Genomic DNA, 26434 nt, shown 5'->3' with positions numbered 1-26434 from the left:
TCGTGAGCCGGTCAGGCGAGGACGTCGAGTCCCGCGGTGCGGATGGTGGAGTTGGGGGCGGCGGACGCGGGCTGCGCGGCGGACGTGCGCCGTGCCTCCAGGCCGGTGTCGGCACGCAGGCGGCCGTCGGCCGGTCGGTGGTCGCGACCCGGCGCCGTGTCCGGGTGGTTCTGGGAGGACAGGTCGAGCGTCGTGCTCAGCCCGGTGCCGGCGGCGTCGCGCCGCAGGTCGGGCAGCACCTGGCGGACAGCGTCGCGGCCCGCCTCGGACGCCGCGAACAGCTCGACGTGCATGCCGTGTGCCGTGACGTGTGCCCGGACCGTGACCGGTCCGAGGCTGTCCGGCACGACCTGCACGGTGACGACGTGCTCACCGGGGCCGGCCTGCGCGAGCGAGAACACCGGGCGCGCGAGCTGCTGCCCGAGCGGTGCCGGCGTGGCCGACGCAGACGGAGCCGCGGTGGCCGGGGTGGGCGCGGCGGTCGGCGTCGTGGGCAGGACGAAGGGCGTCTCGCCACCGCGGGCGGTGGTGACTGCCGGGAGGCCCGGATCACCCGCCGTCGCCCCCTGCTGCTCCGTCCCGTGGCCGGTCTGGGCACCCCGTGCAGCGGTCGTCGCGGCGACCGTCACGACGGCGGGGGCGCCGGTGGCGGCGCCGTCGGCGGGCTGGGTGCTCTGGGCGGTCTGGGGTGCCGCGCCGGTCGGCTGGAGCGTCGCGGCGGCCGCGGCGGCAGTGGCAGCAGTGGCAGCGGCAGCGGGTGCGCTGCTCGCGGTCGTGGTCGTGCTCGTGACTCCGACGGCGCCGGTGCCGGTGCCGGTGCTGGTCGTCCCACCGGACGGGATGCCTGGCCTCGGGGCGGACGCGGGTGACGGCGCGGGGCCGTCGGCGGGGACTGCGGCGGTCGTGCCCGGTGCCGGTGCAGTGGCGGATGGGGCGGACGCGGTCGTGTCGGCCGTCGGTACCGAGGTGCCAGCCAGCGGGAGCGCAGCCGCCGTGGCAGCCGCAGCTCCGGTGGTGGCGGGGTCGGCTCCAGGCGTCGTCGGCGCGATCGTCGTCGGCGAGATCGTCTTCGGGGCCGGGGCCGGGGCCGGGGCCGCCGCCGTCGCGGCGAGGTCCTGCGCCGTCGACCCGGGCGCGGTCGACTTCGCCGTCGTGACCGTCTCGGCAGGGATCGTCGACGCGGCCGGAGGGACCGGGGCGGGCACCGTCCCGGCGAGCGGGAGCGCGGGGGCCTGCGCGGCGGCAGCGGTCGCGCCGTCAGCGGGAGCCGCCACGTCCGTCCCGGTGGCCGTGGCAGCGGTCGTCGTCGTGGTCGACCCCGTGTCGGCTGTGGCGTGGGAGTCGTCTCGGCGCCCCGGGGCGCGGTCGCCGGCACGACGATCGCCGGCGACCACTGCGGACAGGGCGGCGTCGAACGATCCGGGCGCTGCAGGGTCGGAGTTCGGGCAGGATGGCGCGGTGGTGCTCGTCGGAGCGGGCGCGGGCTGGGTGGCGATGGTCAGGCTCATGCGGCGCTCCCGGACTGCATCATGGACAGCAGCGCGGCGGTCTGCAGGTCGGTGGCGCTGCTCGCGGCCGTGGTCGCGGTCGGCGCCGGGGTCGCGGACGCCTGGGCCGGCACGATGCGGCGGATGGTCGCGATGTCGGCGTCGGAGTACCAGTTGTCGACGATGCGGACGTCCTTCCCGGGGCGCGGCGCGTGCAGCACCTTGCCGTCGCCGACGTAGATGACGACGTGGCCCTCGCCCTTCGGGACGATGAGGTCGCCGGGCTGTGCGTCCTTGAGGGACCCGACCTCGACGCCCATCTTCGCCTGGTCCGGCACGACCCGTGGCATGGTCACACCGAGGTCCTTGAACACGGTCTGCACCAGCCCCGAGCAGTCCATGCCGGCGGTCGTGGTACCGCCGAACACGTAGGGCACGCCGAGGTACTTCTTCGCGTCCGCGACGACGTCGGAGCCGGTGGCGCCGCTGCCCGTGGCGAGCGTGCCGGCGCCGCCGTCGACCGAGGTGGCGGGCGCGCTGCCGGTCGGGGCGGCGGCTGCGGCAGCGGTGGTCGCGGTGCCGGTGCCGGTGCCGGTGGAGCCCGTGGCGGTCGCCAGTGCATCGGCGAACGCGCTCGACGACGCACTGGTCGCGGCAGCGGACGACGACGAGCTGGCCGCCGCGGCCGAGCCCCCGCGCAGGGTGTCGATCTGGGACCGGATCTCGGAGATCCGGGAGAGCACCGCTTCGACGCTCATCGGGCACCACCTTCCGTGCGGCGTCGTGCCGCGATCTCGTCGAGGGCGTTCTGTTCGGTGCGGAGTTCCTCGGCGGCCTGCTCGGCGGCGTGCTTGCCCTCGAGCTTCTCCAGGCCGACCGCGGCACGTCGTGCGGCGGTGTACTCGTCCTGTGCACGGTCGGCGTCCGCGCGGCGGGTCCGCACGACGGCGTCGAGCTCCTCGAGCATCCCGCGGGTCGCAGCGCGCGCGGCGGCGACGGCGCTCAGGGTGGCGGCGTCCTCGATCGGCTGCGCGCCCTCGGTGTCGGCGAGGCTCCGGCGCGCGGCGATCCGGGCGTCGGCAGCGTCACGGACCCGTTCGTTCGCGGTGGCGAGCGAGGCGGCGGCGCGGTCCTGTTCGGTGTGGCGCAGGCGCAGGAGTCCGGCGAGCGGGAACCGGCGGGCCATCACGACACCCCCAGCTGCTGCACGAGGCCGCCGAGTCGCTGCCAGGACGCGTCAGCGGTCGCCCGCTCGTCCATCCCCTGGCGCAGGAACGCGTCGATCGCGCCCTGGTGGTCGACGGCGGCGTCGACGAGCGGGTTCGAGCCACGCTGGTACGCGCCGACGTCGAGCAGGTCCTGGGCGCCGGCACGCGCGGCCATCACCTTCCGCAGCACGGTGGCGGCAGCGCGCTGCTCGGGTCGCGTGACCTTCGAGGCCACGCGCGACACCGAGCCGAGGGCGTCCACCGACGGGAAGTGCCCGGTGATCGCGAGCTTCCGGTCGAGCACGACGTGCCCGTCCAGGATGCTGCGGGCGGCGTCGGCGATCGGTTCGTTGTGGTCGTCGCCGTCGACCAGGACGGTGTACATGCCGGTGATGCTGCCGACCCGGTCGGTGCCGGCGCGTTCGAGCAGCCCGGCGAGCACCGAGAACGTCGACGGCGGGTAGCCCCGGGTCGCCGGCGGCTCGCCCACGGACAGCCCGATCTCGCGCTGGGCCATCGCGACCCGGGTGAGCGAGTCCATCATGAGCACGACGTCCTGGCCGGCGTCGCGGAACGACTCGGCGATGCGGGTGGCGACGAACGCGGCACGCAGCCGCATGAGCGCGGGCTCGTCGGAGGTCGAGACGACGACGATCGAGCGGGCGAGACCCTCGGGCCCCAGGTCGTCCTCGAGGAACTCGCGCACCTCGCGGCCACGCTCCCCGACCAGCGCGATGACGTTGACGGCGGCGTCGCTCCCCCGCGCGATCATCGACAGCAGCGACGACTTGCCGACACCGGAGCCCGCGAAGAGCCCCATGCGCTGGCCGCGGCCGACGGTGGTGAGGGTGTCGAGCACCCGCACGCCGAGCTGCATCGGGGTGTCGATGCGGGTGCGCGCCATCGCGTTCGGCGTCGCGTGGTCGAGCGGTACCAGGTCGACCGGCTCGCCACCGGCGCCGAGGAGCGGGCCGCGGTCGTCGATCGGCCGGCCGAGCCCGTCGAGCACACGACCGAACAGCCCGGCCCCCGTCGGCACGAGCACCGGACGGCCGGTGGGGCGTGCGGGGGTGCCGGCGGTGACACCGGTCAGGCGGCCGAGCGGCATGCAGCGCACGCCGGAGGCATCGGTGGCGACGACCTCGACGGCGGTCTGCACGCCGTCCTCTGCCCCGACCGTGACGACCTCGCCGACGTGGGCGTCGAGCCCGGCGATCGTCAGACCGAGGCCGACGGCGCTCGTGACGACGCCGACCCGCTGGGGTGCGGCCTGTCGCAGGGCGTCGTCGAGCCCCCGGGGCCGGAGCAGTGTGGCGCTCATGCCGACGCCCCCCGAGGCTCGACACCGAGCGCCGTACGGGCGCGGTCGAGCGCGGTCGCGATCCGGGCGTCGAGGATGCCGTCGGGCAGGTCGACGACGGCGTCGCCGTCCCGCAGCGCGGGGTCCGCGACCACCGGGACGGGCAGGTCGACGTCGGCGACGCGGGCCGCGTCCGCCGGGCTGAGCCGGACGGCCACCGGGACGCTGCGGTCGATGGACGCGAGCGCCCGCCGGACGGTGGTCTCGGCGCCGGACGTGATCCGGGCCTCCCGTCCGTCATCGGGACCGACTGTCGGACGGGAGGCGCGGATCTCGTACCCGACGATCGCCTCGGCCAGGTCGGTGGCCGCGCTGGCGACCGACGCCTCCGCGTCGCTGAGGACGGGTGCGACCGTGGACAGCATCGCGTTCGTCGCCGCGTCGAGGACCGCGATGCGGCGGACGGTGTCCGCGCGCAGCGACGCGGTCAGCGCCGCGTGCTCGGACTGCAGGCGGGCGCGCAGGGCGTCCGTCTCGGCCTGTGCGGCGCGGAGCCCGGCGGTGTAGCCGGCCGCGTGGCCGCGGACGTCCGCACCGGACGCACGTTCGCGCCCGGCGGCGTCGCCGATGACGGGGAACGCGATGCGCTGCACGGTGCCGGCGGTCGTGGTGTCAGTCAACGAGCTCGTCCTCCTCGGCGCGGTGCACGGTGATGACGCCCTGCGCCTCGAGCTCGCGCACGGAACGGACGACCTCGGCGCGCGCTTCCTCGACCTGCGAGACACGGACCGGGCCCATGGCCTGCAGTTCGTCGTCGAGCAGCGAGCGGTTCCGCTCGGACACGTTCGCGCGGATCGTCTCGACGACGGGTCCGGCCGCACCCTTCATGGCGGTCGCCAGCAGCTTCGAGTCGATGCCGCGGAGCACCTGCTGGATGTCGCGGGACTCGAGCTTGACGATGTCCTCGAAGGTGAGCATGCGCGAGCGGATGTCCTCGGCGAGCTCCGGGTCGCGGGCCTCCAGCCCGTCGAGGACGGCCTTCTCGGTGGCGACGTCGGAGCGGTTGATGATGTCGACCAGGGGCGCGATGCCCCCGACGACCTCGACGCTCTCGCGCGGCGACACGACGGCGCCGGCGCGCTGCCGCAGGACACCCGCGACGATGCCGACGGCTTCCGGGGTCGCGCTGCCCATCGTCGCGAACGCCTGCGCGACGTCGGTGCGGACGCGCTCGTCGACACCTGCGAGGACGGCGCTCGCCTGCCCCGGCTTGAGGTGTGCGAGGACGAGGGCGATGGTCTGCGGCAGCTCGCCCTCGAGCAGGGTGATCACCTGACCGGGCTCGGCGTCGTCGAGGAAGTCGAAGGACTGGCCGGCCAGGTTCGAGGCCAGGCGGTCCATCACGCCGGCAGCCCGCTCGGCGCCGAAGGACGCCTCGAGCAGCCCGAGCGCGGTCTCCTTGCCGCCGCGCTTCTGCAGCCGACCGCTCATCGTGATCCGGTGGAACTCCGACATGGTCTGGTCGACGACGGTGTCCTCGACGCGGCGCATCCGCACGATCTCGGCCGAGATCTCCTCGGCCTCCATCTCGGTGAACTGCTTCATCACCTCGGCGGCGCGGTCGGTCTCCATCTGCATGAGGATGAGCGCGACCTTCTGCGCGCCGCTCAGCGTGCGGTCGCTCGAGTTCTTGCCGGTGCCGTTGCCCGGGCCGCCGGCGCTCGGCATCAGGGCGCTCACACCGGCGCCCGGTCGTCGAGGAGCCCACGCAGCAGCTCCGCCGTGCGCTTCGGGTCGCGTTCGGCCAGCGCGGAGATGTCCTGGCGGCGACGCTCGGCCGTGATCTCGTCGGTCGTCAGCACCTCGGTCGGCGGGTCGCCGGCGGGCATCGTCGACAGCACGGCGGTCGGGGCGTCACCGGCACCGAGGGTCGCACGGTCGGCGGCGCCGTCCATCGCGAGGGGCAGCTGGAACGTCTCGCCGGCGAAGGCGTCGAGTTCGCCGAGGTCGACCGCCTCGCGCTCCTGCTTCCGACTGCGACGGGCGATGACGAACATGACGGCGATGAGCGCGAGCAGGATGCCGATGACGATGCCGGCGGTGCGGATCGACGACCACAGGGCTTCCTGCTGGTCGGCCTTCTGCTGCGCCTCGAGGGCCTTGGCGGCCTGGTCGGCGCCGCTGGTGTCGAAGTCCATCATCGCGACCTTCACCTGGTCGCCGCGGTTCTGGTCGACGCCGGCGGCGGCCGACACCAGGTCGTTGATGCTCTGCAGGTTCGCGTTCTGCACGGCGTCGGCCTTCGAGTTCAGCGCGACCGAGATGGTCTGCCGGTCGAGGGACCCCGAGGGGATCTGCGTGGTCTCGGTGGTGTGGTCGACGGCGTTGTTCTTCGTCGCGGACTCGTTGGTGTACCCGTCGTCGCCGGTGCCGCTCGTCGCCGTCCCGTTGGGCACGGCGATGTTGTCCGGGCCGAGGACCCCGGTCGCGCCGCTCGACGCGCCCGCGGCACCCGAGCCGTACTGCTCGGTGGTGCTCGACTCGTTGAGCGCGACCGGTCCGGAGGTCGGGGTCGTGTAGCTCTCCGACGTGCGGGTGCCGGACTCCTGGTTCATCGTGCCGGAGACCACGACGGTCGCGTTGCCGACACCGAGGGTGGTGTCGAGCAGGTCCTGGATCTTCTTGCTCGTCGCGGCGTCGTAGTCGGCGGCCTGGTCGGCGCCGCTGCCGGTGGCGCCGGTGCCGACGGCGGACAGCGTCTGGCCCTTGGCGTCGACGACCGAGACGTCGGTGGGCTGCATGCCCTCGACCGACGCGCTGGTCAGGTGCACGATCGCCTGCACCTGGTCGGTGCTGAGCTGCGTGCCGTTGTCGGTGGCGATGAACACCGACGCCGTCGGGTCCTTCTCCTCGGACACGAACACGGACTTCTCCGGGATCGCGAGCTGCACGGTGGCGGTCTGCACGCCGTCCATCGCGCCGATGGTCTTGGCGAGTTCGCCCTCCATCGCCCGCTTGTAGGTGACGTCCTGCTGGAACTCCGAGCTCGTCACGCCCATCTGGTCGAGCAGCGAGTACCCGCCCTCGTTCGACGACGGCAGCCCGTTCGACGCGGCCTTGAGGCGCTCCGAGTAGACCTGCGCCTGCGGCACGAGGATCGTCGCGCCGCCGTCGGTGAGCTGGTACGGCACACCGTCGGTCTGCAGCTGGTCGGTGATGGAGCTCGCGTCGGCGGCGGCCAGCCCGGTGAAGAGCGGCGCGTAGGAGGCCTTGCCGAGCCACGACGCCAGGGCGATCCCACCGAGCACGAGCGCGGCGATCACCAGGATCGCGATCGTGCGCTGGGCGGCGGAGAAGCCCTTGACGTACGCGGACAGGCGCGCGAAGACGTTCTTGACGGCGACGGGCATCAGGCCTGCATCCTCATGATCTCGTTGAAGGCGTCGACGCCCTTGTTGCGGACGGCGGAGACGAGCTCGAGCGTGACCTGCGCGCGGGTGGCGGCGATGGTCGCGTCGTGGATGTCGTCGAGGTTACCGGTGACGGCCTTGAGCGCGAGGGTCTTCGAGTCGCTCTGCAGCGCCTGCAGCCCGTCGACGGCGTTCCCGAGGCTGGCGGCGAACCCGCTGCCGTCGGTGCTGGTCGCGCCGGCGGTTCCGGCGACGTCGCTGGACGTGCCGGACACGCTCGTCAGCGCGTTCGTCATCGCGTTGGTGGTCACACCGTTGACAGCGTCGATGGGCATCAGTTCTTCCCGATCTGCAGTGCCGCCTCGTAGGCGGTCTTGGCACGGTCGACCACGGCGGCGTTCGCCTGGTAGCCGCGCTGGGCCATGATGAGGTCCGCCATCTGCGTGCCGAGGTCGATGTCCGGCATGCGGACGTAGCCCTCGTCGTTCGCGAGCGGGTTGTCCGGGTCGTAGGTCACGCGGCCGGCGGCGCTGCCGAACGCGGCGCCCTTGACGTAGGCGCCGGACACGCCGTTGCCCTCCTGGACCTCGACGTAGCGGGCCTGGAACGCGGTGTCGTCCATCGACTTCACGGTGTTCGCGTTCGCCATGTTGTCCGCGACGGCGTCGAGCCACTTCCGGTGCACGGTCATGCCGGTGCTCGCGATGCCGATCGCGTCGAAGGTCGTCACGAGTTCGTCCGCATCGCCGCACGGACGCTGGTGAGCTCGGAGTTCATCGCCTGGGTGGCGAACTGGTACCGGAGCACGGTGTCGACGTTGGAGAGTGTCTCCTCGTCGAGGTTGACGTTGTTGCCGTTCGTGTTCGTCGGCTCGAGGCTGCGGGCGACCGTCGGCGCGGTGTCGCCGCTGCCGTCGGTGATCGACTTCGCCAGGGCGTCCTCGAACTGGACCTTCTCGGCGTGGTAGTTCGGCGTGTTGATGTTCGCGATGTTGTTCGCGATCACCTTCTGGCGCATCGACAGGCCGTCGAGAGCGCTCTGCAGCGCGACGCTCGTCACGGAATCGAACACTGGTGGACCGTCCCCTCGATGGCGACGTCCCCTGGAGACGTCGCCTGATGGTGGTGGCCGATCCGTGGCCGAACTGGTGAGCGATCCGTGCTCGTGTGGCGCTATCGGTGCCCGTCGCGCGCCGCGTTAGCCCTCGCCCCGAACGGGGGTGGCACCACTTCTGCGACAGACCACTCGTCGAACGACACGTGGTTCGTCGCGGAACAGGTGGCGGGGGCGGACGGGTCAGGCGGAGGCGTCGAGGTACACCGCGCGACGCGGCTCGCGCGTCGCGTCGACGGCCCGCAGGGCACCGAGGTGCTCGAGCGTCGCCCGTCGGTCCGACTCCAGTTCCGCGATGCGGTCCCGCTGCGCGGCGAGCAGCCGGGAGGCACGCCCCACCAGGTCGCGCGGCACCGGACCCAGCCCGGTCGGCTCCGACCACCCCACCACGGCCGTGGGGTCGGCCGCCTGCCGGGCGGCGTCGTGCTCCAGGGAGTCGAGCAGGGCCTCCCAGGCGAGGCGGTGGTCGACCGGCTCAGGCGACACCGAGGGCTCCGCCCGTCGCCTGCTGGCGTGCCGGCGTCGCCGGGAGCGACGCCGCGGCGTCGTGCCACGACTGCCGCAGCGGTTCGAGGATCCGGATGCAGTCCCGCGTGGCCTGCACGTCACGGTGCACGTTCGCGGTGATGAGGGACGTCGACGCGTAGTTGTAGACGGCGAGCAGGCCCTCACCCCCGTCCCAGACGTCGATCCGGAGCGTCGACGACAGCTCGCCGACGATCGCCTGGGCGTGCAGGAGCTGTTCGCGGGCGGCGTCCCAGTCGGCGCCGGTCTGTGCGGCCTCGGCACGGTGCAGGTCGAGCAGCAGCCGGTCGTAGAGCATCGTGACGAGCTGCGCCGGGGTGGCCGACAGGACGGCTTCGTTCGTGTACTGGGCGCGACGCTGGTCGGTCACGGTGCGGGGCTGCGCGGCCTGCCGGAAGGCGGCGGCCTGGAAGTCGAAGGTCATGGTGATCCCGTCAGCTCGTCGTCGATGCGAGCTGGCTGGCGAGCCAGCTCGACTGGGACTGGAGCTTGCTGAGGCTGGTCTCGAGGGACGAGTACAGCGTCTGGAGCGCCGCGCGGCGCATCGTGAGTCGGTCGGTCCAGCTGTCGATCTGGGTGTTCAGGTCCTTGGCGACCGCCTGCTGGCCGGTGATCGCCGTGGTGAGGGACCCGTCGTACTTGTCGGACGCCGCCGTCGCGGCGGCACCGACGTTCGTGGCGACGCCGGAGAGCATCGCCTGCGTGCCCTCCGGGTCGGTGGCGAGGGCCTTCTGGAAGACGTCGGCGTCGAAGGTGAAGCTGCCGTCCTTGGTGATCGTGATGCCGATCGACGACGGCGACTTGCCGCCGACGGGCGCCGACATGGTGCTGCCCAGGCGCTGCACGGCGTCGCGTGAGGTCCCGTCGCCCATCAGGACGCCGGCGGTGGTGGTCGTGGCACCGCTGGTCGCGCTCGTGGTGCTCGTGACCGCCGTGTTCGTCTTGTAGTAGGACGTGATCGCGTTCATCGCGTCGACGAGTCCGGAGGCCACGGCCTGGGCCTTCGTGGTGTCCTGCGCGACGCCGACCGTGACCGGGTCCGTCGACGCCTTCGACACCGTGACGCTGAGCCCGGGCACCAGGTCGGTGAACGTGTTCGTCGCGCTCGTGATCGTCTGCTCGGCGGCGGTGCCGGCCCACAGCGTGACGCTGGCGTCCTTCGCCTGGGCGACGACCGCGGCGCCGACCTCGGTCAGCACGTTCGTCGCGGTGCCGGCGGCGACCTGGTCGGCGGTCCCCCGGTACACCTCGAAGCCGCCGGCGGCGCCGGTCTTGGCGGACGTGAGCTGCAGCCGGTAGAGCTTGGTGCCGTCGGCAGCGGCGCCCGCGGCGACCTTCGTGGCGGTGACGCCCACCCCGGACTTGTTGATCGCCGAGACGGTGTCGTCGAGGGAGCCCGACGACGGCGTGACGGTGGTCTTCGTGCCGTCCGCGCCCACCAGGGTGATCGGCTCGGCGGCGGCCGACCACGTCGACATCGCGGCAGTCACCCCGACCTGCGCGGAAGCGGTCGCACCGACGGTGAACGTCAGCGACCCGGCGCTCGCGTTCGTGTCGGTCACGGCGGTGACGCCCGACGACGAGCTCGTGGCGGTGAACAGGTCGAGCGAGGTCGCCTTCGCGGCGTCCTTCGCCTTCGTCGCGAGGGCCTGCACCAACCCGTTGATCGTCTGCAGTGACGAGATGAACGAGTTGGTGCTCGTGAGCTTGTTCTTGAGCAGGGTCTGCGGCACGCCCTCGACGCTCATCAACGAGTTGATGAGGTCGGTCGTCTTGAGCCCGCTGACGAGCCCGTCGATCGCGAGGCTGGTGCTCGAGGACACGGACGATGACATCGTCGACACTCCCTGGCGTCGTGGGGATGGTCAGGAGGGCGACGCCGCCTCCCGGGAAGCCTGAACGATCCCGGAAGGCGGCGTCGTGGGTGCTAGCGCAGGAGCGAGAGCACGCCCTGCGTGCTCTGGTTCGCCTGCGCGAGCATCGACGTGCCGGCCTGGCTGAGGATGTTGTCGCGCGTGTACTTGACCATCTCCTCGGCCATGTCGACGTCGGTGATGCGCGAACCGGCAGCGGTGAGGTTCTCCTTGGCCACGTTCGTCACGTTGATGGCGTGGTCGAAGCGGTTCTGGACAGCACCGATGCTCGAACGTGCCGAGGACACGTACTTGATCTGCTCGTCGATCGCGGTGATCGCGGCCTGAGCGTTCGTCGCGCTGTCGAAGGTGAGGGCGCCGACCGCGGTCGACACGGACTCCACGTTCGCCTTCGACAGGTCGACGTCGATCTGGCTCGCTGCGTCGCCGTTGGCGCCGACCTGGAACTTCAGGACGCCTGCGGTGCCGGCGGAGCCGTCGAGCAGGTTGATGCCGTTGAAGTTGGTCGACTCCGAGATGCGGGTGAGCTCCTTGGTGAGCTCGCCGACCTCGGTCGTGATCGCCTTGCGCGAGTCCTCGTTGTTCGAGTCGTTACCGGCCTGGACGGCCAGGTCGCGCATGCGCTGGAGGATCGAGTGGGTCTCGGTGAGGCCACCTTCAGCGGTCTGCACGACGGAGATGCCGTCCTGCGCGTTGCGGGCGGCGACCGTGAGGCCACCGACCTGGGACTTCAGCCCCTCGGAGATCGACAGACCGGCAGCGTCGTCGGCAGCACGGTTGATGCGGAGACCCGACGAGAGCTTCTCGAGGGACTTCGACAGGTCGTTCTGCGTCGCGTTGAGGTTCCGGTACGTGTTGAGTGCCGAGAGGTTGGTGTTGATGGACATACCCATGGTGGTTTCCTCCGTGAATTCTGGGTCGTACTACAGCCCGTCCGTGGGCTGACGTGGATGACTCTCGACCGGGTGCCGGGAGTCGTTAGGGAATCGACGGAAATGACCGTCGACGGTTCAGCTCGCCGCCACGACGACCGGCGCGGTCGCGTCGTGGACGGCACGCGCGACGCCGGCGGTGGCGTTCGACGCGACACGTGCGAGGTAGGCGCTCCGGCGGGCTGCCGTGGTGCGCGAGGCGGGTTCGGCGACCGCGCCGCCGTCGCCGTAGTGCACGGCCAGGCCGTCGCGGAGCAGGCGCATCGCCTCCGAGCGCTGCTGCGACACGGCGGAGTGCGTGATGCCGAGCTCCGCGGCGACGTCGGTCACCGAGCGGTCCCCGAAGTAGACGGCCTCGACGACGAAGCGCATCCGCTCGGGCAGCGCCTCGACGGCTGCACGCAGGTAGCGGCGCTTCTCGGTCTCGAGCAGGTCGTCGCCCGGCAACGGCAGGTCGGCGGCGACGAGGTCGTGCACGGTCTCGTCGAGGGGCGCGACGATGCGGGCCGCGTCGCTCATGGCGTCCGAGGCGGTCTGCCGGTCCACGCCCATCGCGTCCGCGATCTCCTGCACGCCGACGCTCCGGCCGAGTCGGGCGGACAGGGCCTCCTGCGTGGCGAGGGTCTCGCGGATGCGCTTCCGGGTGCCGCGCGACGCCCAGTCGGAGGAACGCATGTCGTCGGCGAGGGCACCGGCGATCCGGGTGCGGGCGTAGGCGCCGAAGGGGACGCCGAGGGTGGGGTCGAAGGCGTCGGCAGCGGCGACGAGTGCGAGCGAGCCGACGGCGGCGAGGTCGTCGCGGTCCAGGTGCGTGGCACGGGAGCGGACGTCGGCGACGATGTAGCCCACGAGCGGGAGGTGCTCCACGATCATCGCGTTGCGTGCGGTGCGGTCCATGCTGATCCCCTGATCGACCTGAGGTGACTGTCCTGACTCACCCGTCCGTGGGCACGGCGAACGCCGGCCTCGGATGGCCGGTGCGTACGCCGAAGAACCGCCCGGTTCCCTCCGAGCGGCGCACCCCGCGCCTCGTTCGCGCGGTTCGAGGTCGCCCTCGTGGTGCGTTCCGAATGTATCGGCTGGCAATGCGCTGCACGGGGGGCGATCAGTCCCCAGTGCGGGGGTGTTCCCGGTGTTTCGGGGTCGGCACTTGTGGGGACACCGGGCCGGGAACGGTCGTTCTCGTCCCCCATCGGGGGTCATTGGACCGCGGCGGGACGATGTCCGTTCCACGCACTCGTCCTCGGGCCTTACGGGTGGTGCCACAGCGTCGATAGGTCTCGGTGTCCGCCGGAAGGTGGACCGAAAGACCCGAACACCCGACGCCCGACGACGACCCACACGGGAGGAGCTGATGAGCGTGAACGACCTGTCCGCCGTGCTCTGGCGCGAACGCGAACTGCTCGAGCTGCTCACCTTCAAGCTCGAGGAGGAGCAGCTGCTGCTCACCGCGGGCCGCTCCCGATGGGTGTCGCACGCCAGCCGCGAGGTCGAGCAGGTCCTCGAACGACTCCGCAGCACCGGACTCGAACGCGCCGCGTCGAGTGCCGAGGTCGCCGAGGAGTGGGGCGTCCCCGCCGACGCACCCCTGCGCGAGGTCGTCGCCGCCGCACCGAACGGACCGTGGGGGGAGATCCTCGCCGCGCACCTGACCGCGATGGTCGAACTGACCACCCAGATCGGTGCCCTGCGCGACGAGAACGACCGCTTCCTGCGCACCGCCGCCCAGGCCACCGAGGAGACCCTCGCCGGCACCGTGACGAACGCCGCGACCTACGACGCCTCGGGCACCTCCGGCGCCGGCTCCGACGGCGCCCGCCTGTTCGAGGGGACCCTGTAACCCGTGGTCAGCACCTTCGGCTCCCTCGCCACCGCGTACTCCGGACTCGCCGCGGCCCGCGCCGGCATCGACGTCACCGGCCAGAACATCGCGAACGCCGGCACCGCCGGGTACACGCGGCAGCGCGTCACGCAGAACTCGATCCCGGCGACCCAGACCGGCTTCATGCGGGGCACCGCCGCCCTCGCCGGACAGGGTGTCTCGGTCGACGGCATCGCCCGGCTGGCATCGCTGACGCTCGACGTCGGCGTCCGGGTCGCCGCTGGTTCCTCCGCCTCCGCCGACGCCCGCGCGACGGCCCTGTCCGCCCTCGAGACCGGCCTGCACGAGCCCGGCAAGGACGGCCTCAGCGCCAAGCTCGACGCCTTCTGGTCGTCGTGGAGCGAACTCGCCAGCCACCCGGACGATCCGGGTGCCGCCAGCGCCGTCCTCGGAGCCGCCGGCACCGTCGCCGCGGCCCTGGCCTCCGGCTCGAAGGCGGTCGACGCGCAGTGGTCCTCGGTCCGGGGCACCGTGGCCGGCCAGGTGACGCAGCTGAACGACGCCGCGAAGCAGGTGGCCGACCTCAACGGGCGGATCCGCAGCGCGCTGGCCTCCGGCGGCACCGCCAACGAACTCCTCGACCAGCGCGACCAGCTCACCGAGCAGATCGCGACGCTCGCCGGCGGGACGACCCGCACCAACGCGGACGGCACGGTCGACGTGCTGCTCGGCGGGAACCCGCTCGTGCAGGGCACCGACGCCCGCGCCGTCGCCCTCGGTGGTGGCGAACGGCTCGCCGACGGCGCGGCGGTCACCCTCACCTGGACCTCCGGCAGCGCCGGCGCGGTGTCCCTCAGCGGTGGGTCGATCGGCGGCGCCCTCGCCGTCCTCGCCCCGGCGGACGGGAACGGCACGGGCGGTGCGCTCGCCCAGGCCGCCACGTCGTACGACGCCGTCGCGACCCAACTCGCGACCACGGTCAACGCCGTACACGCCACCGGCACCACCCCGGCCGGCACCACCGGTACCGCCTTCTTCGCCCTCGCGGCGGGCGTCCCCGCGGCACAGGGCCTGTCGGTCGTCCCGACGGACGGCAGCGGTCTCGCGACGCGGAACGCGGCGGGGCAGCTCGACGACTCGTTCGCCGACGCGCTCTCGCGACTCGGCACGGGCCCTGGTGCTGCCGACACGACCTGGGCGACCTTCGTGGCGGGGGTGGGCACCGCCTCCCGGTCGGCCGCGACGGAGTCGACGCTCACCGGACTCGCCCTGACCAACGCGCGCACCCAGCAGCAGTCGAGCGCGGGCGTCGACCTCGACGAGGAGAACGTGAACCTGCTGAGCTACCAGCACGCGTACCAGGGCGCGGCACGCGTCCTGACCGCCGTCGACGAGATGCTCGACACCATCATCAACCGAGTCGGACTCGTCGGGAGGGGCTGATCGTGATCACCCGGGTGACCACCCAGATGTCGATGGCCGCGGCCTCGGCCCGCCTGCAGACCGGTGCGGCGCGCGTGGCGCAGCTCACCGAGCAGGCCACCACGCTGCAGGCGATCCAGAAGCCGTCCGACGACCCGGTCGGCACCGCGTCGTCGATGCAGGTGCGCAAGGAGCAGGCCGCCGCGGCGCAGTACACGCGCAACGCGAACGACGCCGTGGCCTGGCTGGCGACCACCGACAGCGCCCTGTCGAGCGTCTACTCCGTGCTCAACAGCGTGCGCGACCTGACCGTGCAGGCGGCGAACTCCGGCACCATGAGCGACACCGACCGCGACGCCTTCATCACGCAGTTCCAGTCGCTGCAGTCCGACCTCGAGGCACGGGCCAACACGACCTACGGCACCCGGTCGGTCTTCGCCGGTGCCTCGACCGCCGCCGCCGCGTACGACCCGGCGACCGGGTGGGCAGCGTCCGGCACGGACGTCACCCGCCGGATCGGCGACGGTACCACCGTGCGCGTCGACACCGCAGGGGCCGACGTGTTCGGCACCGGGGCGTCGTCGGTGTTCGGCGTGCTCGACTCCATCGTCAGCGACCTGCAGAACGGGGTGAACGTGAACGCGCGGATCAACGACGTGGACGGTGCCCTCGGGGCCGTCCGCGGCGCCCAGGCCGACGTCGGTGTCCGGCACGCCACCGCCCTCGCCGCCCAGGACTCGCTGAAGACCGCGTCCGTCGCGCTCGAGAACCGCCGCGCCGGCATCGAGGACGTCGACCTCGCCAAGGCCGTCCTCGACCTGCAGGTGCAGCAGACCAACTACCAGGCAGCCCTCGCCGTCACCGCGAAGGTCCTGCAGCCGACCCTGATGGACTACCTCCGATGAGCATCTCCCTGACCTTCGCCGTCCCGCCGTTCGGCCTGTCCCCCGCGCCCGTGTTCACGCTGACCCCGGTGGACGGCGCCGAGGGCCTGTTCACCCTCGTCGGGGGTTCCTCGCGCCTGTTCGTGCTCGACGCCGCGGTGCACCTGCCGTCGTACGCCCCCGAGCTCACCGACGAGCAGGCCGCCGGGCTCGAGCTCACCGACCCCGCCGACGCCATGCTGCTCGTGGTGGCGAACCCCGGGGCCTCCGGCACGACCGTCAACCTGCTCGCGCCCATCGTGGTGAACGCCCGGACCGCCGTGGGCGCCCAGCTCATCCTGGAGGACCAGGACCTGCCGCTGCGGGCGGAGCTCGCGCGGGCGTAGGGGGGCGGGTCGGCTGGTCGGCTCGGCAGCTCGGTCGACTCGGAACGACGTCCTCGATGTCGTACGACTTCGAGTTCGTCGCACCTGCGCGCGCGCAACAGTTGCACGCGCGGCCCGGGGACAACATCGACGTCGTGCGACATCGCTGTTGTCGCACCTTGCACGGGTATCGGTCCAGCTTCGAACACGCGTACGCCCTCGGCCAAGGGCACCTGATCCCCGCAGGACCCTGTCACTGGTCGACTCGGAACGACGTCCTCGATGTCGTACGACATCGAGTTCGTCGCACCTGCGCGCGCGCAACAATTTCACGCGCGGCCCGGCGACAACATCGACGTCGTGTGACTTCGCTGTTGTCGCACCGTGCGTCCGCCTCACCCCTCCACAGACTGGAGGCCCGGCTCGTTCTCCACAGATCGTCGCTCCGAACCGACGTGGTCGGCTCCCACCACCGATCGTTGAGACATGAACGACCGAGTCCTGGCCATCCCCCTCGTCCGCACCGGTGACCATCCGAGCGCTGAACGGCGCGCCCTGCAGCGTCGCGTGCACCGCGGTTCGCTTGCCGCGATCCGGCCCGGCGTGCTGGTCGATCCGTCGCTCGTACACGGGCTGCGGAGCGAAGACCGTCTGCTGCTGCTCGTCCGGGCGACGGCCCCGTCGGTCCGACTGCCCCGAGCGTTCTCGCACTCGTCCGCGGCAACCGTGCACGGACTGCCCTTCACGGCAGCGGCGCCCGACCGGGTCGAGGTCGTCGACCCTCGGTTGACCCGGCCGGAGACCACGGCGCTCGCCCGGGTCAGGCCGGGGCACGCGATCGACGACTCCGGCGGACGATGGACCGGGACTCCTCCGACCATGCCGATCGAGATCGACGGCTCGCCGGTGACGTCGTTGGTCCGGACGCTCGTCGATGTCTCTGCCACTGCACCGCTGGACCAGGCCGTACCGATGATCGACCAGGCGCTGCGCGAGCGACGGGTCCTGACGGAGATGCTCCGCGACGAACTCTCGGCCCACGAGCGGAAGGGGTCCGAGAAGGCGGGGGTGGCGATCGGGATGGGGTCGGCGCTGTCGGGGTCGCCGGCGGAGTCGGTGTGCCGGGTGCGCTTCCGGCAGGTCGGGACGCCGGTACCGGTGCAGCAGCACGAGTTCCGACGCGCCGGTGGTGGAACGGCCGTCGTCGACTTCTGGTTCCCGGATCAGGGCGTCGTGGTCGAGGTCGACGGCCGCGCGAAGTACGAGGACCCGACGATGCTCGACGGGCGCACCACCGCCGAGGCGCACTGGCAGGAGAAACGGCGCGAGGACTTCGTCCGGTCGTTCCCCGAGGTGCGGTTCGTGGTCCGGCTGTCGTGGGCCGACCTGATGCAGCCCGACCGCGTGCGCGCCGCGCTCCGCCGAGCAGGGGTCCCGTGCCGGTGACGAGGCGACGACCGACACCCGGTCCTCGGCCGGCGTCAGCGGCTCGGTGCCTCCGGGTGGTGTGCACGCTGCCGTTCGACGACGAGCGGCGCACTGGGCGCGCCGCCGCCGACGACCACCTCGCCGACGCCGACCCGCGCTCCGTGCACCCGTCCGATCCCCTTGACCACCCCGGCACGTCGGTCCGGGTCGGCCTCGCGGTGGTCGCCGCCCGCTGCGAGCACGGCGTCCCGAACAGCGACCGCACCCAGCACCTGCGCCCCGGTACCGAGGACGGCGGGCCCTTCGACATGGCACCCGCCGGACAGTCGAGCGCTGTCGCCGACGCGCACGTCCGACCCCGTGGCCGTGATCGTGACGGGACCGGGCCCCAGTTCGGCGCCGGACCCGATGGTCACCCGGGCCGTGGTCGCGACGACCGTGACGCACCCGGGACCGAGCCGCACGCCGGACCCGACGGTGATCGAGCCGCCGGCGCGGGTCTCGAGCACGGTTCCCGGGTAGAGCACCGCCCCGGCTGCCAGGGCCACGTCCGTACCGATGAGCACCGAGCCGGGATCGAGCACACGGACCTCGGGCAGCAGACCGAGTACCTCGGCGGCCGTCAGGAACCCGGCGGCCCGCCGAGCGTCGTCCGCCGGATCCGGCGCGCCGTCGATGTCCATCCAGCGAGCCTCCCACATGCCCGGCGTACGGTGAGCGCATGGCCCGCTCCCCGAAGGACCAGGCGATCGTGCCGCTGCCGAACGCCCAGGTCTCCCCCATGCCCGACGACTCCCGGACCCCACAGGTGCAACAACCCGCCGGGTGGGTCAAGTTGCTCGACCGTGCCATCAGCGTCCAGCGCCCGGTGGTCGTCGCGCACGTCAACGCGATCCGCCGACGCAAGCCGGACGCCACCCCCGCCGAGGTCATCCAGATCCTTGAGCGGCAGTACCTCACCGCGGTCACCACCGGTGGCGCAGCGGTTGGTGCGAGTGCGGTCATCCCCGGCGTCGGGATGGTGGCAGCCCTCGGGCTGAGCGGCGCAGAGACGATCGGGTTCCTCGAGACGACCGCGCTGTTCGCCCAGTCGGTCACCGAGGTCCACGGCATCGCCCTGGACGACCCTGAGCGGGCACGGACCCTCGTGATGGCGATGATCCTCGGCGCGCCGGGCACGCAGCTGATCAAGCAGCTCGGCGGGCAGATCGCCGGCGGCCAGGCACGCACGGCGTTCTGGGGTGAGTTGGTGACCTCGTCGTTGCCGAAGCAGGTCGTGAACGGCCTCGGCGGACAGGTCCGCGACCAGTTCATCAAGCGGTTCGCGGTCCGTCAGGGGACCTCGGTGCTCGGTCGCGCCCTCCCGTTCGGGATCGGCGCAGCGGTGGGTGGGCTCGGCAACCACGCGCTCGGGCGGAAGGTCATCCAGGCCTCGCGGACCGGGTTCGGGCCGCCGTCGGCGCACTTCCCGGTCGTGCTCGAGCCGAAGCCCGCAAAGCCGGAGAAGCAGCCGAAGGACAAGCAGCCCAAGGCCAAGCAGCTGAAGCAGCCCAAGCAGCCAAAGCAACAGAAGCAACTCGGCTGGCGCCGAGGATCCGCGAAGGACGAGGACCTCTGGTCGGAGACCCCGGAACGCTGAACCGCTCGGCTCGGGAGCCGGCAGGGCCCGATCAGAACGACCGCACCGGCGTCCTGACCACCTGCCCGGCGTGCGCGAACCCACCGCCGAACCCGAACAGCAGCGCGGGGACCCCCTCGGGCAGGTCGCCGCGCGCCCAGGCCTTCGACAACCCGAGCGGCACACTGGCGGCCGAGGTGTTCCCGGACTCGACGACGTCGCGGATGACGAACTTCGACTCGCCGCCGAGTGCGGTGACGAGCGGCTCGATGATCCGCAGGTTCGCCTGGTGGAACGCGAAGACCTCGATGTCGTCCATCGTGAGCCCGGCGGCCTCGACGACCTCGCGGGCGTGTCCCTCGGCCTCGGTGATGGCCCAGCGGTAGATGGAGCGGCCCTCCTGGTTGAAGCGGCCGGGCGACCCCTCGACCCGCACCGCGTCGAGCAGGTGCGGCACGCTGCCCCACGACACGGGTCCGATCTCGGGGGTGTCGGTGGCGCCGAGCACGGCGGCCCCCGCTCCGTCGCCGACGAGCACGCACGTCGAACGGTCGGTCCAGTCGGCGATGGCGGACAGGGTCTCGGACCCGATGACGAGCGCGACGTCGGCGGAACCGACGCGGATCGACTGGTCGGCGAGGGCGAGCGCGTACTCGAACCCGCTGCAGGCGGTGTTGATGTCGATGGGCGCGGGACCGTTCGTCATCCCGAGCGCCGCGGCGACCCGGCCGGCGGTGTACGGCGCGCGGTCCTGGTGCGTGGTGGACGCGACGATGACGAGTCCGACGGCCGAGGGTGAAACGCCGGCGTCGGCGAGGGCGTTGCGGCCCGCTTCGATCGCCATCGACGTGACGCTGTCGTCCGGTCCGGCGATGTGCCGGGTCTGGATGCCGGTCCGGGTGCGGATCCACTCGTCGTTGGTGTCGACCATGGTCGAGAGCTCGTCGTTGGTCAGGATGCGTTCGGGCTGGTGGTGACCGAACCCGAGGATCCGGCTGCCACGGAGTGCTGGGGTGTTCACCGACGTCACGGTACTCCTCCCCCGAACCGGAACATGCCCCCGACGGCATGCAGGACCACACGACGAACGACCACGTCGCCGCACGGTGCACCGTACAGAACCGGTACTCCCAGGGCCTGGCACGGTGCCCCTCGGAGCGCGTAGACCGGAGACATGGACTACACACACCTCGGACGGACAGGGCTGTCGGTCTCACGGGCAGTGCTCGGCACGATGAACTTCGGCCCGGAGACCACAGAGGACGACTCGCACGCCATCATGGACCGGGCCCACGAGCTCGGCGTCAACTTCTTCGACACCGCCAACGGCTACGGCGGCTCGGTGGGCAAGGGCGCCACCGAGGAGATCATCGGCCGCTGGTTCGCGAAGGGCGGCGGCCGCCGCGAGAAGACGGTCCTGGCGACCAAGGTCTACGGCGAGATGATCGACTGGCCGAACGGCGGCAAGCTCAGCGCGTTCAACATCCGCCAGTCGCTCGACGCCAGCCTGCAGCGGCTGCAGACGGACCACATCGACCTGTACCAGTTCCACCACGTCGACCGTGCGACGCCGTGGGACGAGATCTGGCAGGCGATCGACGTCGCCGTGCAGCAGGGCAAGGTCCTGTACGTCGGGTCGTCGAACTTCGCCGGCTGGCACATCGCCCAAGCACAGGAAGCGGCGAAGCGCCGCCACACCTTCGGCCTGGTGAGCGAGCAGTCGATCTACAACCTCGTGGTGCGCGACATCGAGCGCGAGGTCCTGCCCGCCGCCCGCGAGTACGGCCTCGGCGTCATCCCGTGGTCGCCGCTGCAGGGCGGCCTGCTCGGTGGTGTCATCGAGAAGACCGAGAACGGTTCCCGCCGCCTGTCGGGTCGCAGCGCCGAGTACGTCGAGGGGCACCGTGACCAGCTCACGGCTTACGAGTCGTTCGCGAAGGAGCTCGGCCACACCCCGGGTGAGCTTGCCCTCGCGTGGCTCCTCCACCAGCCCGGCGTGACCGCGCCGATCACCGGCCCCCGCACGATGGAGCAGTGGGAGTCCGCGGTCCGCGCCGTCGACATCCGCCTGGACCAGCGTGCGCTGGACCGGCTCGACGAGATCTTCCCGGGGCACGAGACCTCACCGGAGGACTACGCCTGGTGAGCTGACGGAACGGGCCGGAACCACGGCCCCCGATCAGGACCACGGACGGGAGGCACGGTGCGCGTCGGACGCGTACCGTGCCTCCCGTCCGTCGTTGCGACCACTGCACGTGGCGAGCCGCCAGGACGACGCACGCCCGTCAGAGTGACGCGATCTCCGCGTCCGTCAGTCCGGTCCAGCGCAGGTACGCGCCGACGCTCCCCCAGCGCGCCTCGACGTGCCGGACCACGGCCGTCATGGTCTCCGGCACGCACCGTTGCGCGACGGCGGTGGCCTCGGGGTCGGTACTGACCGCACGTTCCGCGGCGAACCGGTCGGCGAGTCCGACAGCGCTGGCGGCGTAGTCGACGCCGACGGTCTCGAGCGATGCGCCCCAGTGTCGGGCGAGCAATCCGCTGACGACGCCGGTGCGGTCCTTGCCGGCCGAGCAGCAGACGAGCACGTCGCCGTCGGCCCGGGCGATGGCGCGGAACGCCGCGGCGATCCCGGTGCGGTGCCGTTCGAGCCAGTCGACGTACTGCTCCTCGAGCTGCACGGCCCGGGCGCCGGACTCGACGGTCGACGGGTCGAACAGCGGGACGAGCCGGTAGCCGTCGGTGGTCGCGAGCGGGTGCGGGACGCGGGCGACCTCGTCGTCGCGGCGGAGGTCGACCACGGCGCTGAGGCCCGTCGGGTACGCGTCGGCACCGACGCGCTCGGTGTTCGCGCGGTACACGGTGCGGGGACGGGCGTCCTGCAGGCCCGGTCCTCCGACCTCGCGCAGGTTGGTGAGGGTCGACGTCGTCGTCATGCGACCACCCTGTCAGAAGACGGATGCCGGACGCCGGACGACGGACGCCCACACGCACGACGACGGGCCCCGCGCTTGCTGTGTGCGCGGGGCCCGTCGTCGTGCGGGTGGTGCTGGTGTCTGCCGGTTAGCGGACCGAGACCGGCGAGTCGTCGGTCTGCTCGTAGAGGACGTAGCCCTCTTCGCCGTGGACCGCGGTGTCGATACCGGCGACCTCGTCCTCGGTCTTGACGCGGAAGCCGATCGTCTTCTCGATGAGGAAGCCGATGACGAACGCCAGGACGAAGGAGTAGATGCCGACGGCCAGGGCCGCGGTGGCCTGCTTGCCGAGCTGCTCGAACGAACCGGAGTAGATCAGGCCGGTGTCGTTGGCGAAGAAGCCCAGGTACAGCGTGCCGACGATGCCGCCGACCAGGTGGACACCGACGACGTCGAGCGAGTCGTCGAAGCCGAGACGGTACTTCCAGTCGATGGCGAAGCAGCAGATGATGCCGGCGACGAAGCCGAGCAGGATGCCCCAGCCCGGGGTCAGGTTGGCACATGCCGGGGTGATCGCGACGAGACCGGTGACGGCACCCGAGGCGGCGCCGACCGAGGTGGCCTTGCCGTCCTTGAGCTTCTCGACGAGCAGCCAGCCGAGGATGGCGGCGGCCGGAGCGGCGAGGGTGTTGACCCAGGCGATCGCGGCGATGCCGTCAGCAGCGCCCTCGGAGCCGGCGTTGAAGCCGAACCAGCCGAACCACAGGATGGCGGCACCGAGCAGGACGAAGGGCGGGTTGTGCGGCTTGTGCGCACCCTTGGCGAAGCCGACGCGCTTGCCGAGGACGAGCGCCAGGGCGAGACCCGCTGCACCGGCGTTGATGTGCACCGCGGTGCCACCGGCGAAGTCGATGACGCCCCACGTGGCGGCCCAGCCCGAGGTCAGGTTGAAGACCCACGAGGCGACCGGGAAGTAGACGACGGTGACCCAGATGCCGGCGAAGACCATCCACGCGCCGAACTTGGCGCGGTCGGCGATGGCACCGGAGATGAGGGCGACCGTGATGATCGCGAACGTGGCCTGGAAGCCGACGAACGCCATCGACGGGTACGCCGCCTGGATGTTCGAGGACTGCGCCTCCTCGAAGGCCTGGCCGAGACCGATCTGGTTCCAGTCGATGCTGAAGAACCCGACCACACCGGAGACCGCCGTGCCGTCACCGTGGTTGGCGAAGGCGATCGCGTAGCCGTAGAGCACCCACAGGACGCTCACGAGTGCGATCGCTCCGAACGACATCATCATCATGCTGATGACGGACTTGGCCTTCACCAAGCCGCCGTAGAAGAAGGCCAGGCCGGGTGTCATGAACAACACCAGCGCCGCCATGACCAACACGAACGTCGTGTTGCCCTGATCAAGCATCTGTTCACCTCTCGATTGCACGAACGGCTCTTGGACCGCCTCGGGTGTCACCGAGTCTGGCGATGCGAGGTTTCGCGAGGGAGCACGATGTGTTTCGCGGATGTAACGCGACGGCGCGGTTTGTAAACGTCGTGTTTCGCACGGCCCGAAGCCCCCTGGAAAGGGGGTGCACCGACCGGTCAGCGGACGGTGAGGGCGAGCGTCAGTCCTGGGCGCGCGTCAGCGCCACGACACGGCTGGCTGCACGCAGGTACTTCTTCCGGTACCCGCCGTCGAGCATCGCGTCGGGGTACACCTGGTCGAGCGGGGTGCCGGAGGCGACGATCCGGACCTGGGCGTCGTACAGCCGGTCGACCAGGGCGACCCAGCGCAGCGCGTCGGTCTGGTCGGTGAACGCCCGGACGTCGGTGAGCCCGACGGCGTCGAGACCCTCGACCAGCGCGACGTACTTCGACGGGTGGACCGACCCGAGGTGCGCGACCACGGCCGAGAAGTCGTCGAGCGTGACGTCCCCGGACGGCAGGGTCGCGGCGACGTCGGACACCACACCCGCCGACTCGTCGACCGCGCGGCGCCGGTAGTCGAGCCCGTCGATCCGCATGGTGTCGAACCGGTCGGACATCGCCTGGATCTCGCGCAGGAAGTCCTGGGCCGCGAACCGTCCCTCGCCGAGCGCGCCCGGAGGCGTGTTCGAGGTGGCGGCGAACCGGGTGCCGGTCTCGGTGAGCTCCTTGATGAGGCGCGTCATGACCATCGTGTCGCCCGGGTCGTCGAGCTCGAACTCGTCGATGCAGACCAGCGCGGTCCCCCGCAGCAGGTCCACCGTGCCCTGGAACCCGAGCGCACCGACCAGGGCCGTGTACTCGATGAACGTGCCGAACGTCTTCCGCCCTGATGCGGCGTGGTACGCCGCGGCGAGCAGGTGGGTCTTGCCGACACCGAACCCGCCGTCCAGGTAGACGCCCGACTTCGCAGCGGGCTCGACCGACTGCTTCCGGCGGCCGAACAGCCCGCGACGGCGCGCCTCGGTCGGACCCGCCGCGACGAACGCGGCGACGGCGTCGCGCACGTCGGCCTGCGAGGCGTAGTCCGGGTCCGGCCGGTACGAGTCGAACGAGGCGTCTGCGAACTGGGGCGGTGGCACGAGTGCCGCGGCCATCTGCTGCGGGGTCACCTGGGGGTCACGGTCGACGAGGTGCGCTGGCAATCGAGTGGGCCTTCCGGGAAGCAAGTCGTGCGGTGTCACGTTGCGGCTGGGGCACGGTACGTCCGCGTACCGTTGCCCACAGGCACCGACGACCGATCCTAGTCCGGTGCCGGATGACCACCTGGAGGTAGCCCACCATGACCGCACCGGTCGACCCGTCCGAGAAGTTCACCGCCTACGCCCACCCGGAGCGTCTCGTCTCCACCGAGTGGCTGCAGGAACAACTGGACGCCCACACCCCCGACCTGGTCGTCGTCGAGTCCGACGAGGACGTCCTGCTCTACGAGACCGGCCACATCCCCGGCGCGGTCAAGATCGACTGGCACACCGACCTCAACGACCCGGTGCAGCGCGACTACATCGACGGCGAGGCCTTCGCGGAACTCCTCGGCAGCAAGGGCATCGGCCGCGAGACCACCGTCGTGGTCTACGGCGACAAGAACAACTGGTGGGCCGCGTACGCCCTCTGGGTCTTCTCGCTGTTCGGCCACGAGGACGTCCGCCTGCTCGACGGCGGCCGTGCGAAGTGGATCGCCGAGGACCGCGCCCTCATCACCGACGAGACCGCCGTCACGCCGGCCGAGTACCCGGTCGTCGAGCGGATCGACACCGAGATCCGTGCCTACAAGGACGACGTCCTCGCCCACCTCGGCAAGCCCCTCATCGACGTCCGCAGCGCGCCGGAGTACAGCGGTGAGCGCACGACCGCGCCGGACTACCCGGAAGAAGGAGCGCTGCGCGGCGGCCACGTCCCCACGGCGGTGAACATCCCGTGGGCCACCGCCGCCGCTCCGGACGGCACCTTCAAGCCGCGCGCGGAACTCGACGCGATCTACCGCGAGGGCGCCGGCATCGGCGACGCGGACGAGGTCATCGCGTACTGCCGCATCGGTGAGCGGTCGAGCCACACCTGGTTCGTCCTGCAGCACCTGCTCGGTTACGACAGCGTCCGCAACTACGACGGTTCGTGGACCGAGTGGGGCAGCGCCGTGCGCGTCCCGATCGTGCAGGGCGCGGAGCCGGGTACAGTCCCGAACCGATGAACGACGCCACCCTCCCCGCCACCCTCGCCGAGATCCGCGACGACTTCCTCGCCCTGGGCCAGAAGGACCGCCTGCAGCTCCTCCTCGAGTTCTCGAACGAACTGCCCGCGTTGCCCGAGCGCCTGCAGGGGCACGAGGACGAACTCGAACGGGTCGAGGAGTGCCAGTCCCCCGTGTTCATCACGGTCACCGTGGGCGAGGACGGCGACGCACCCGACGTCGTCCGCATGCACGCCACCGCTCCGCGCGAGGCGCCGACCACGCGCGGCTTCGCCTCGATCCTCGCGCAGGGCCTGAGCGGCCTGACGGCAGCGCAGGTGCTCGCCGTGCCGGCGGACTACCCGCTGACGATCGGGCTGTCCGAGGCGGTCAGCCCGCTGCGGATCCGCGGCATGGTGGGCATGCTCGGTCGCGTGCAGCGTCAGGTGCAGGCTGCGGTGTCGTAGACGCAACCGGAA

29 protein-coding genes are annotated in these 26434 nt (G+C 71.7%); 9 read left to right on the top strand and 20 right to left on the bottom strand.

The annotated features are described in order from the left end of the window. Positions 1 to 11: 11 nt before the first annotated feature. From KZI27_RS10355 to KZI27_RS10285, 15 genes are all read right to left on the bottom strand, one after another. On the bottom strand, positions 12 to 1508 hold the full coding sequence (locus KZI27_RS10355; protein WP_222661080.1) for a flagellar hook-length control protein FliK: 1497 nt from the start codon (positions 1506 to 1508) through the stop codon (positions 12 to 14). After that, the gene (locus KZI27_RS10350; protein WP_222661079.1) at positions 1505 to 2245 is read right to left on the bottom strand and encodes a C40 family peptidase; all 741 of its coding nucleotides are present in this window, start codon (positions 2243 to 2245) and stop codon (positions 1505 to 1507) included. The genes KZI27_RS10355 and KZI27_RS10350 overlap by 4 nt, the downstream gene beginning before the upstream one ends. After that, on the bottom strand, positions 2242 to 2673 hold the full coding sequence (locus KZI27_RS10345) for a flagellar FliJ family protein (RefSeq protein WP_123312735.1): 432 nt from the start codon (positions 2671 to 2673) through the stop codon (positions 2242 to 2244). Before KZI27_RS10345 ends, KZI27_RS10350 begins: the two co-directional genes overlap by 4 nt. Further along, positions 2673 to 4016: a FliI/YscN family ATPase gene (locus KZI27_RS10340; protein ID WP_222661078.1), complete on the bottom strand. Its 1344-nt coding sequence runs from the start codon at positions 4014 to 4016 to the stop codon at positions 2673 to 2675. Before KZI27_RS10340 ends, KZI27_RS10345 begins: the two co-directional genes overlap by 1 nt. Continuing rightward, complete coding sequence (locus KZI27_RS10335) at positions 4013 to 4675, bottom strand: hypothetical protein (protein ID WP_222661076.1); 663 nt, start codon at positions 4673 to 4675, stop codon at positions 4013 to 4015. Before KZI27_RS10335 ends, KZI27_RS10340 begins: the two co-directional genes overlap by 4 nt. Then, complete coding sequence (gene fliG / locus KZI27_RS10330) at positions 4668 to 5735, bottom strand: flagellar motor switch protein FliG (RefSeq protein ID WP_261784217.1); 1068 nt, start codon at positions 5733 to 5735, stop codon at positions 4668 to 4670. The genes KZI27_RS10335 and fliG overlap by 8 nt, the downstream gene beginning before the upstream one ends. Further along, the gene (fliF, locus tag KZI27_RS10325) at positions 5732 to 7405 is read right to left on the bottom strand and encodes a flagellar basal-body MS-ring/collar protein FliF (protein WP_222661074.1); all 1674 of its coding nucleotides are present in this window, start codon (positions 7403 to 7405) and stop codon (positions 5732 to 5734) included. The genes fliG and fliF overlap by 4 nt, the downstream gene beginning before the upstream one ends. Continuing rightward, the gene (gene fliE / locus KZI27_RS10320; RefSeq protein WP_123312739.1) at positions 7405 to 7740 is read right to left on the bottom strand and encodes a flagellar hook-basal body complex protein FliE; all 336 of its coding nucleotides are present in this window, start codon (positions 7738 to 7740) and stop codon (positions 7405 to 7407) included. The genes fliF and fliE overlap by 1 nt, the downstream gene beginning before the upstream one ends. Continuing rightward, positions 7740 to 8135, bottom strand: coding sequence for a flagellar basal body rod protein FlgC (locus KZI27_RS10315; RefSeq protein ID WP_235035933.1), 396 nt, complete (start codon positions 8133 to 8135; stop codon positions 7740 to 7742). Before KZI27_RS10315 ends, fliE begins: the two co-directional genes overlap by 1 nt. Then, positions 8132 to 8476, bottom strand: a complete 345-nt coding sequence (locus KZI27_RS10310; protein WP_123312740.1) for a flagellar basal body rod protein FlgB — start codon at positions 8474 to 8476, stop codon at positions 8132 to 8134. Before KZI27_RS10310 ends, KZI27_RS10315 begins: the two co-directional genes overlap by 4 nt. Before the next feature lie 225 nt (positions 8477 to 8701). Further along, positions 8702 to 9004: a hypothetical protein gene (locus KZI27_RS10305; protein ID WP_222661072.1), complete on the bottom strand. Its 303-nt coding sequence runs from the start codon at positions 9002 to 9004 to the stop codon at positions 8702 to 8704. Next, entirely contained in the window at positions 8994 to 9467 is a 474-nt protein-coding gene (gene fliS / locus KZI27_RS10300) for a flagellar export chaperone FliS (protein WP_222661070.1), read from the bottom strand. The genes KZI27_RS10305 and fliS overlap by 11 nt, the downstream gene beginning before the upstream one ends. A 10-nt stretch (positions 9468 to 9477) precedes the next feature. Continuing rightward, positions 9478 to 10866 (bottom strand): flagellar filament capping protein FliD, encoded by a 1389-nt coding sequence (fliD, locus tag KZI27_RS10295; RefSeq protein WP_261784216.1) that lies wholly within the window; start codon positions 10864 to 10866, stop codon positions 9478 to 9480. A 104-nt stretch (positions 10867 to 10970) separates the two neighbouring features. Then, complete coding sequence (locus KZI27_RS10290) at positions 10971 to 11810, bottom strand: flagellin (protein ID WP_222661066.1); 840 nt, start codon at positions 11808 to 11810, stop codon at positions 10971 to 10973. A 117-nt stretch (positions 11811 to 11927) separates the two neighbouring features. Next, on the bottom strand, positions 11928 to 12746 hold the full coding sequence (locus KZI27_RS10285; protein ID WP_222661064.1) for a sigma-70 family RNA polymerase sigma factor: 819 nt from the start codon (positions 12744 to 12746) through the stop codon (positions 11928 to 11930). 457 nt (positions 12747 to 13203) lie between these two features. Here KZI27_RS10285 and KZI27_RS10280 point away from each other — a divergent pair, with 457 nt between their 5' ends. From KZI27_RS10280 to KZI27_RS10260, 5 genes are all read left to right on the top strand, one after another. Then, positions 13204 to 13689 (top strand): flagellar protein FlgN, encoded by a 486-nt coding sequence (locus tag KZI27_RS10280; protein ID WP_123312744.1) that lies wholly within the window; start codon positions 13204 to 13206, stop codon positions 13687 to 13689. Positions 13690 to 13692: 3 nt separating this feature from the next. Continuing rightward, entirely contained in the window at positions 13693 to 15114 is a 1422-nt protein-coding gene (flgK, locus tag KZI27_RS10275) for a flagellar hook-associated protein FlgK (protein ID WP_222661062.1), read from the top strand. A gap of 2 nt (positions 15115 to 15116) precedes the next feature. Next, positions 15117 to 15998, top strand: coding sequence for a flagellar hook-associated protein FlgL (flgL, locus tag KZI27_RS10270; protein ID WP_222661060.1), 882 nt, complete (start codon positions 15117 to 15119; stop codon positions 15996 to 15998). Next, positions 15995 to 16363 carry a flagellar assembly protein FliW gene (fliW, locus tag KZI27_RS10265; protein WP_222661058.1) on the top strand — a complete coding sequence of 123 codons (369 nt, stop codon included), beginning with the start codon at positions 15995 to 15997 and terminating at the stop codon, positions 16361 to 16363. Before flgL ends, fliW begins: the two co-directional genes overlap by 4 nt. 465 nt (positions 16364 to 16828) lie before the next feature. Further along, the gene (locus tag KZI27_RS10260) at positions 16829 to 17788 is read left to right on the top strand and encodes a hypothetical protein (RefSeq protein ID WP_222661056.1); all 960 of its coding nucleotides are present in this window, start codon (positions 16829 to 16831) and stop codon (positions 17786 to 17788) included. A 35-nt stretch (positions 17789 to 17823) separates the two neighbouring features. On the opposite strand, the gene KZI27_RS10255 is transcribed toward KZI27_RS10260, so the two are convergent. Then, the gene (locus tag KZI27_RS10255) at positions 17824 to 18453 is read right to left on the bottom strand and encodes a hypothetical protein (protein WP_222661054.1); all 630 of its coding nucleotides are present in this window, start codon (positions 18451 to 18453) and stop codon (positions 17824 to 17826) included. A gap of 38 nt (positions 18454 to 18491) precedes the next feature. Between KZI27_RS10255 and KZI27_RS10250 the strand changes: the two genes are divergently transcribed. Next, entirely contained in the window at positions 18492 to 19409 is a 918-nt protein-coding gene (locus tag KZI27_RS10250) for a hypothetical protein (protein WP_222661052.1), read from the top strand. 31 nt (positions 19410 to 19440) lie between these two features. Here the strand turns inward: KZI27_RS10250 and KZI27_RS10245 are convergent, their stop codons facing one another. Then, the gene (locus tag KZI27_RS10245; RefSeq protein WP_222661051.1) at positions 19441 to 20409 is read right to left on the bottom strand and encodes a beta-ketoacyl-ACP synthase III; all 969 of its coding nucleotides are present in this window, start codon (positions 20407 to 20409) and stop codon (positions 19441 to 19443) included. A gap of 153 nt (positions 20410 to 20562) precedes the next feature. On the opposite strand from KZI27_RS10245, the gene KZI27_RS10240 reads away from it, so the two are divergent. Beyond that, positions 20563 to 21534 carry an aldo/keto reductase gene (locus KZI27_RS10240; RefSeq protein ID WP_123312750.1) on the top strand — a complete coding sequence of 324 codons (972 nt, stop codon included), beginning with the start codon at positions 20563 to 20565 and terminating at the stop codon, positions 21532 to 21534. A 139-nt stretch (positions 21535 to 21673) separates the two neighbouring features. On the opposite strand, the gene KZI27_RS10235 is transcribed toward KZI27_RS10240, so the two are convergent. The 3 genes from KZI27_RS10235 to zapE all read right to left on the bottom strand — a co-directional run bounded on the left by KZI27_RS10235 (position 21674) and on the right by zapE (position 24885). Further along, positions 21674 to 22324 carry a tyrosine-protein phosphatase gene (locus KZI27_RS10235; protein ID WP_222661049.1) on the bottom strand — a complete coding sequence of 217 codons (651 nt, stop codon included), beginning with the start codon at positions 22322 to 22324 and terminating at the stop codon, positions 21674 to 21676. Between the two features lie 127 nt (positions 22325 to 22451). Next, entirely contained in the window at positions 22452 to 23726 is a 1275-nt protein-coding gene (locus KZI27_RS10230; RefSeq protein WP_111086361.1) for an ammonium transporter, read from the bottom strand. Positions 23727 to 23928: 202 nt separating this feature from the next. Beyond that, the gene (gene zapE, locus KZI27_RS10225) at positions 23929 to 24885 is read right to left on the bottom strand and encodes a cell division protein ZapE (protein WP_261784229.1); all 957 of its coding nucleotides are present in this window, start codon (positions 24883 to 24885) and stop codon (positions 23929 to 23931) included. Between the two features lie 185 nt (positions 24886 to 25070). Between zapE and KZI27_RS10220 the strand changes: the two genes are divergently transcribed. Both KZI27_RS10220 and KZI27_RS10215 read left to right on the top strand, forming a co-directional pair. After that, positions 25071 to 25976 (top strand): sulfurtransferase, encoded by a 906-nt coding sequence (locus KZI27_RS10220; RefSeq protein WP_222661045.1) that lies wholly within the window; start codon positions 25071 to 25073, stop codon positions 25974 to 25976. Next, positions 25973 to 26422 carry a SufE family protein gene (locus tag KZI27_RS10215; protein ID WP_123312753.1) on the top strand — a complete coding sequence of 150 codons (450 nt, stop codon included), beginning with the start codon at positions 25973 to 25975 and terminating at the stop codon, positions 26420 to 26422. Before KZI27_RS10220 ends, KZI27_RS10215 begins: the two co-directional genes overlap by 4 nt. The last annotated feature ends 12 nt before the right edge of the window (positions 26423 to 26434 follow it).

This window comes from Curtobacterium sp. TC1 (genome assembly GCF_019844075.1).
Taxonomy (GTDB): Bacteria; Actinomycetota; Actinomycetes; order Actinomycetales; family Microbacteriaceae; genus Curtobacterium.
This window is presented reverse-complemented; position numbering and strand designations above follow the sequence as displayed.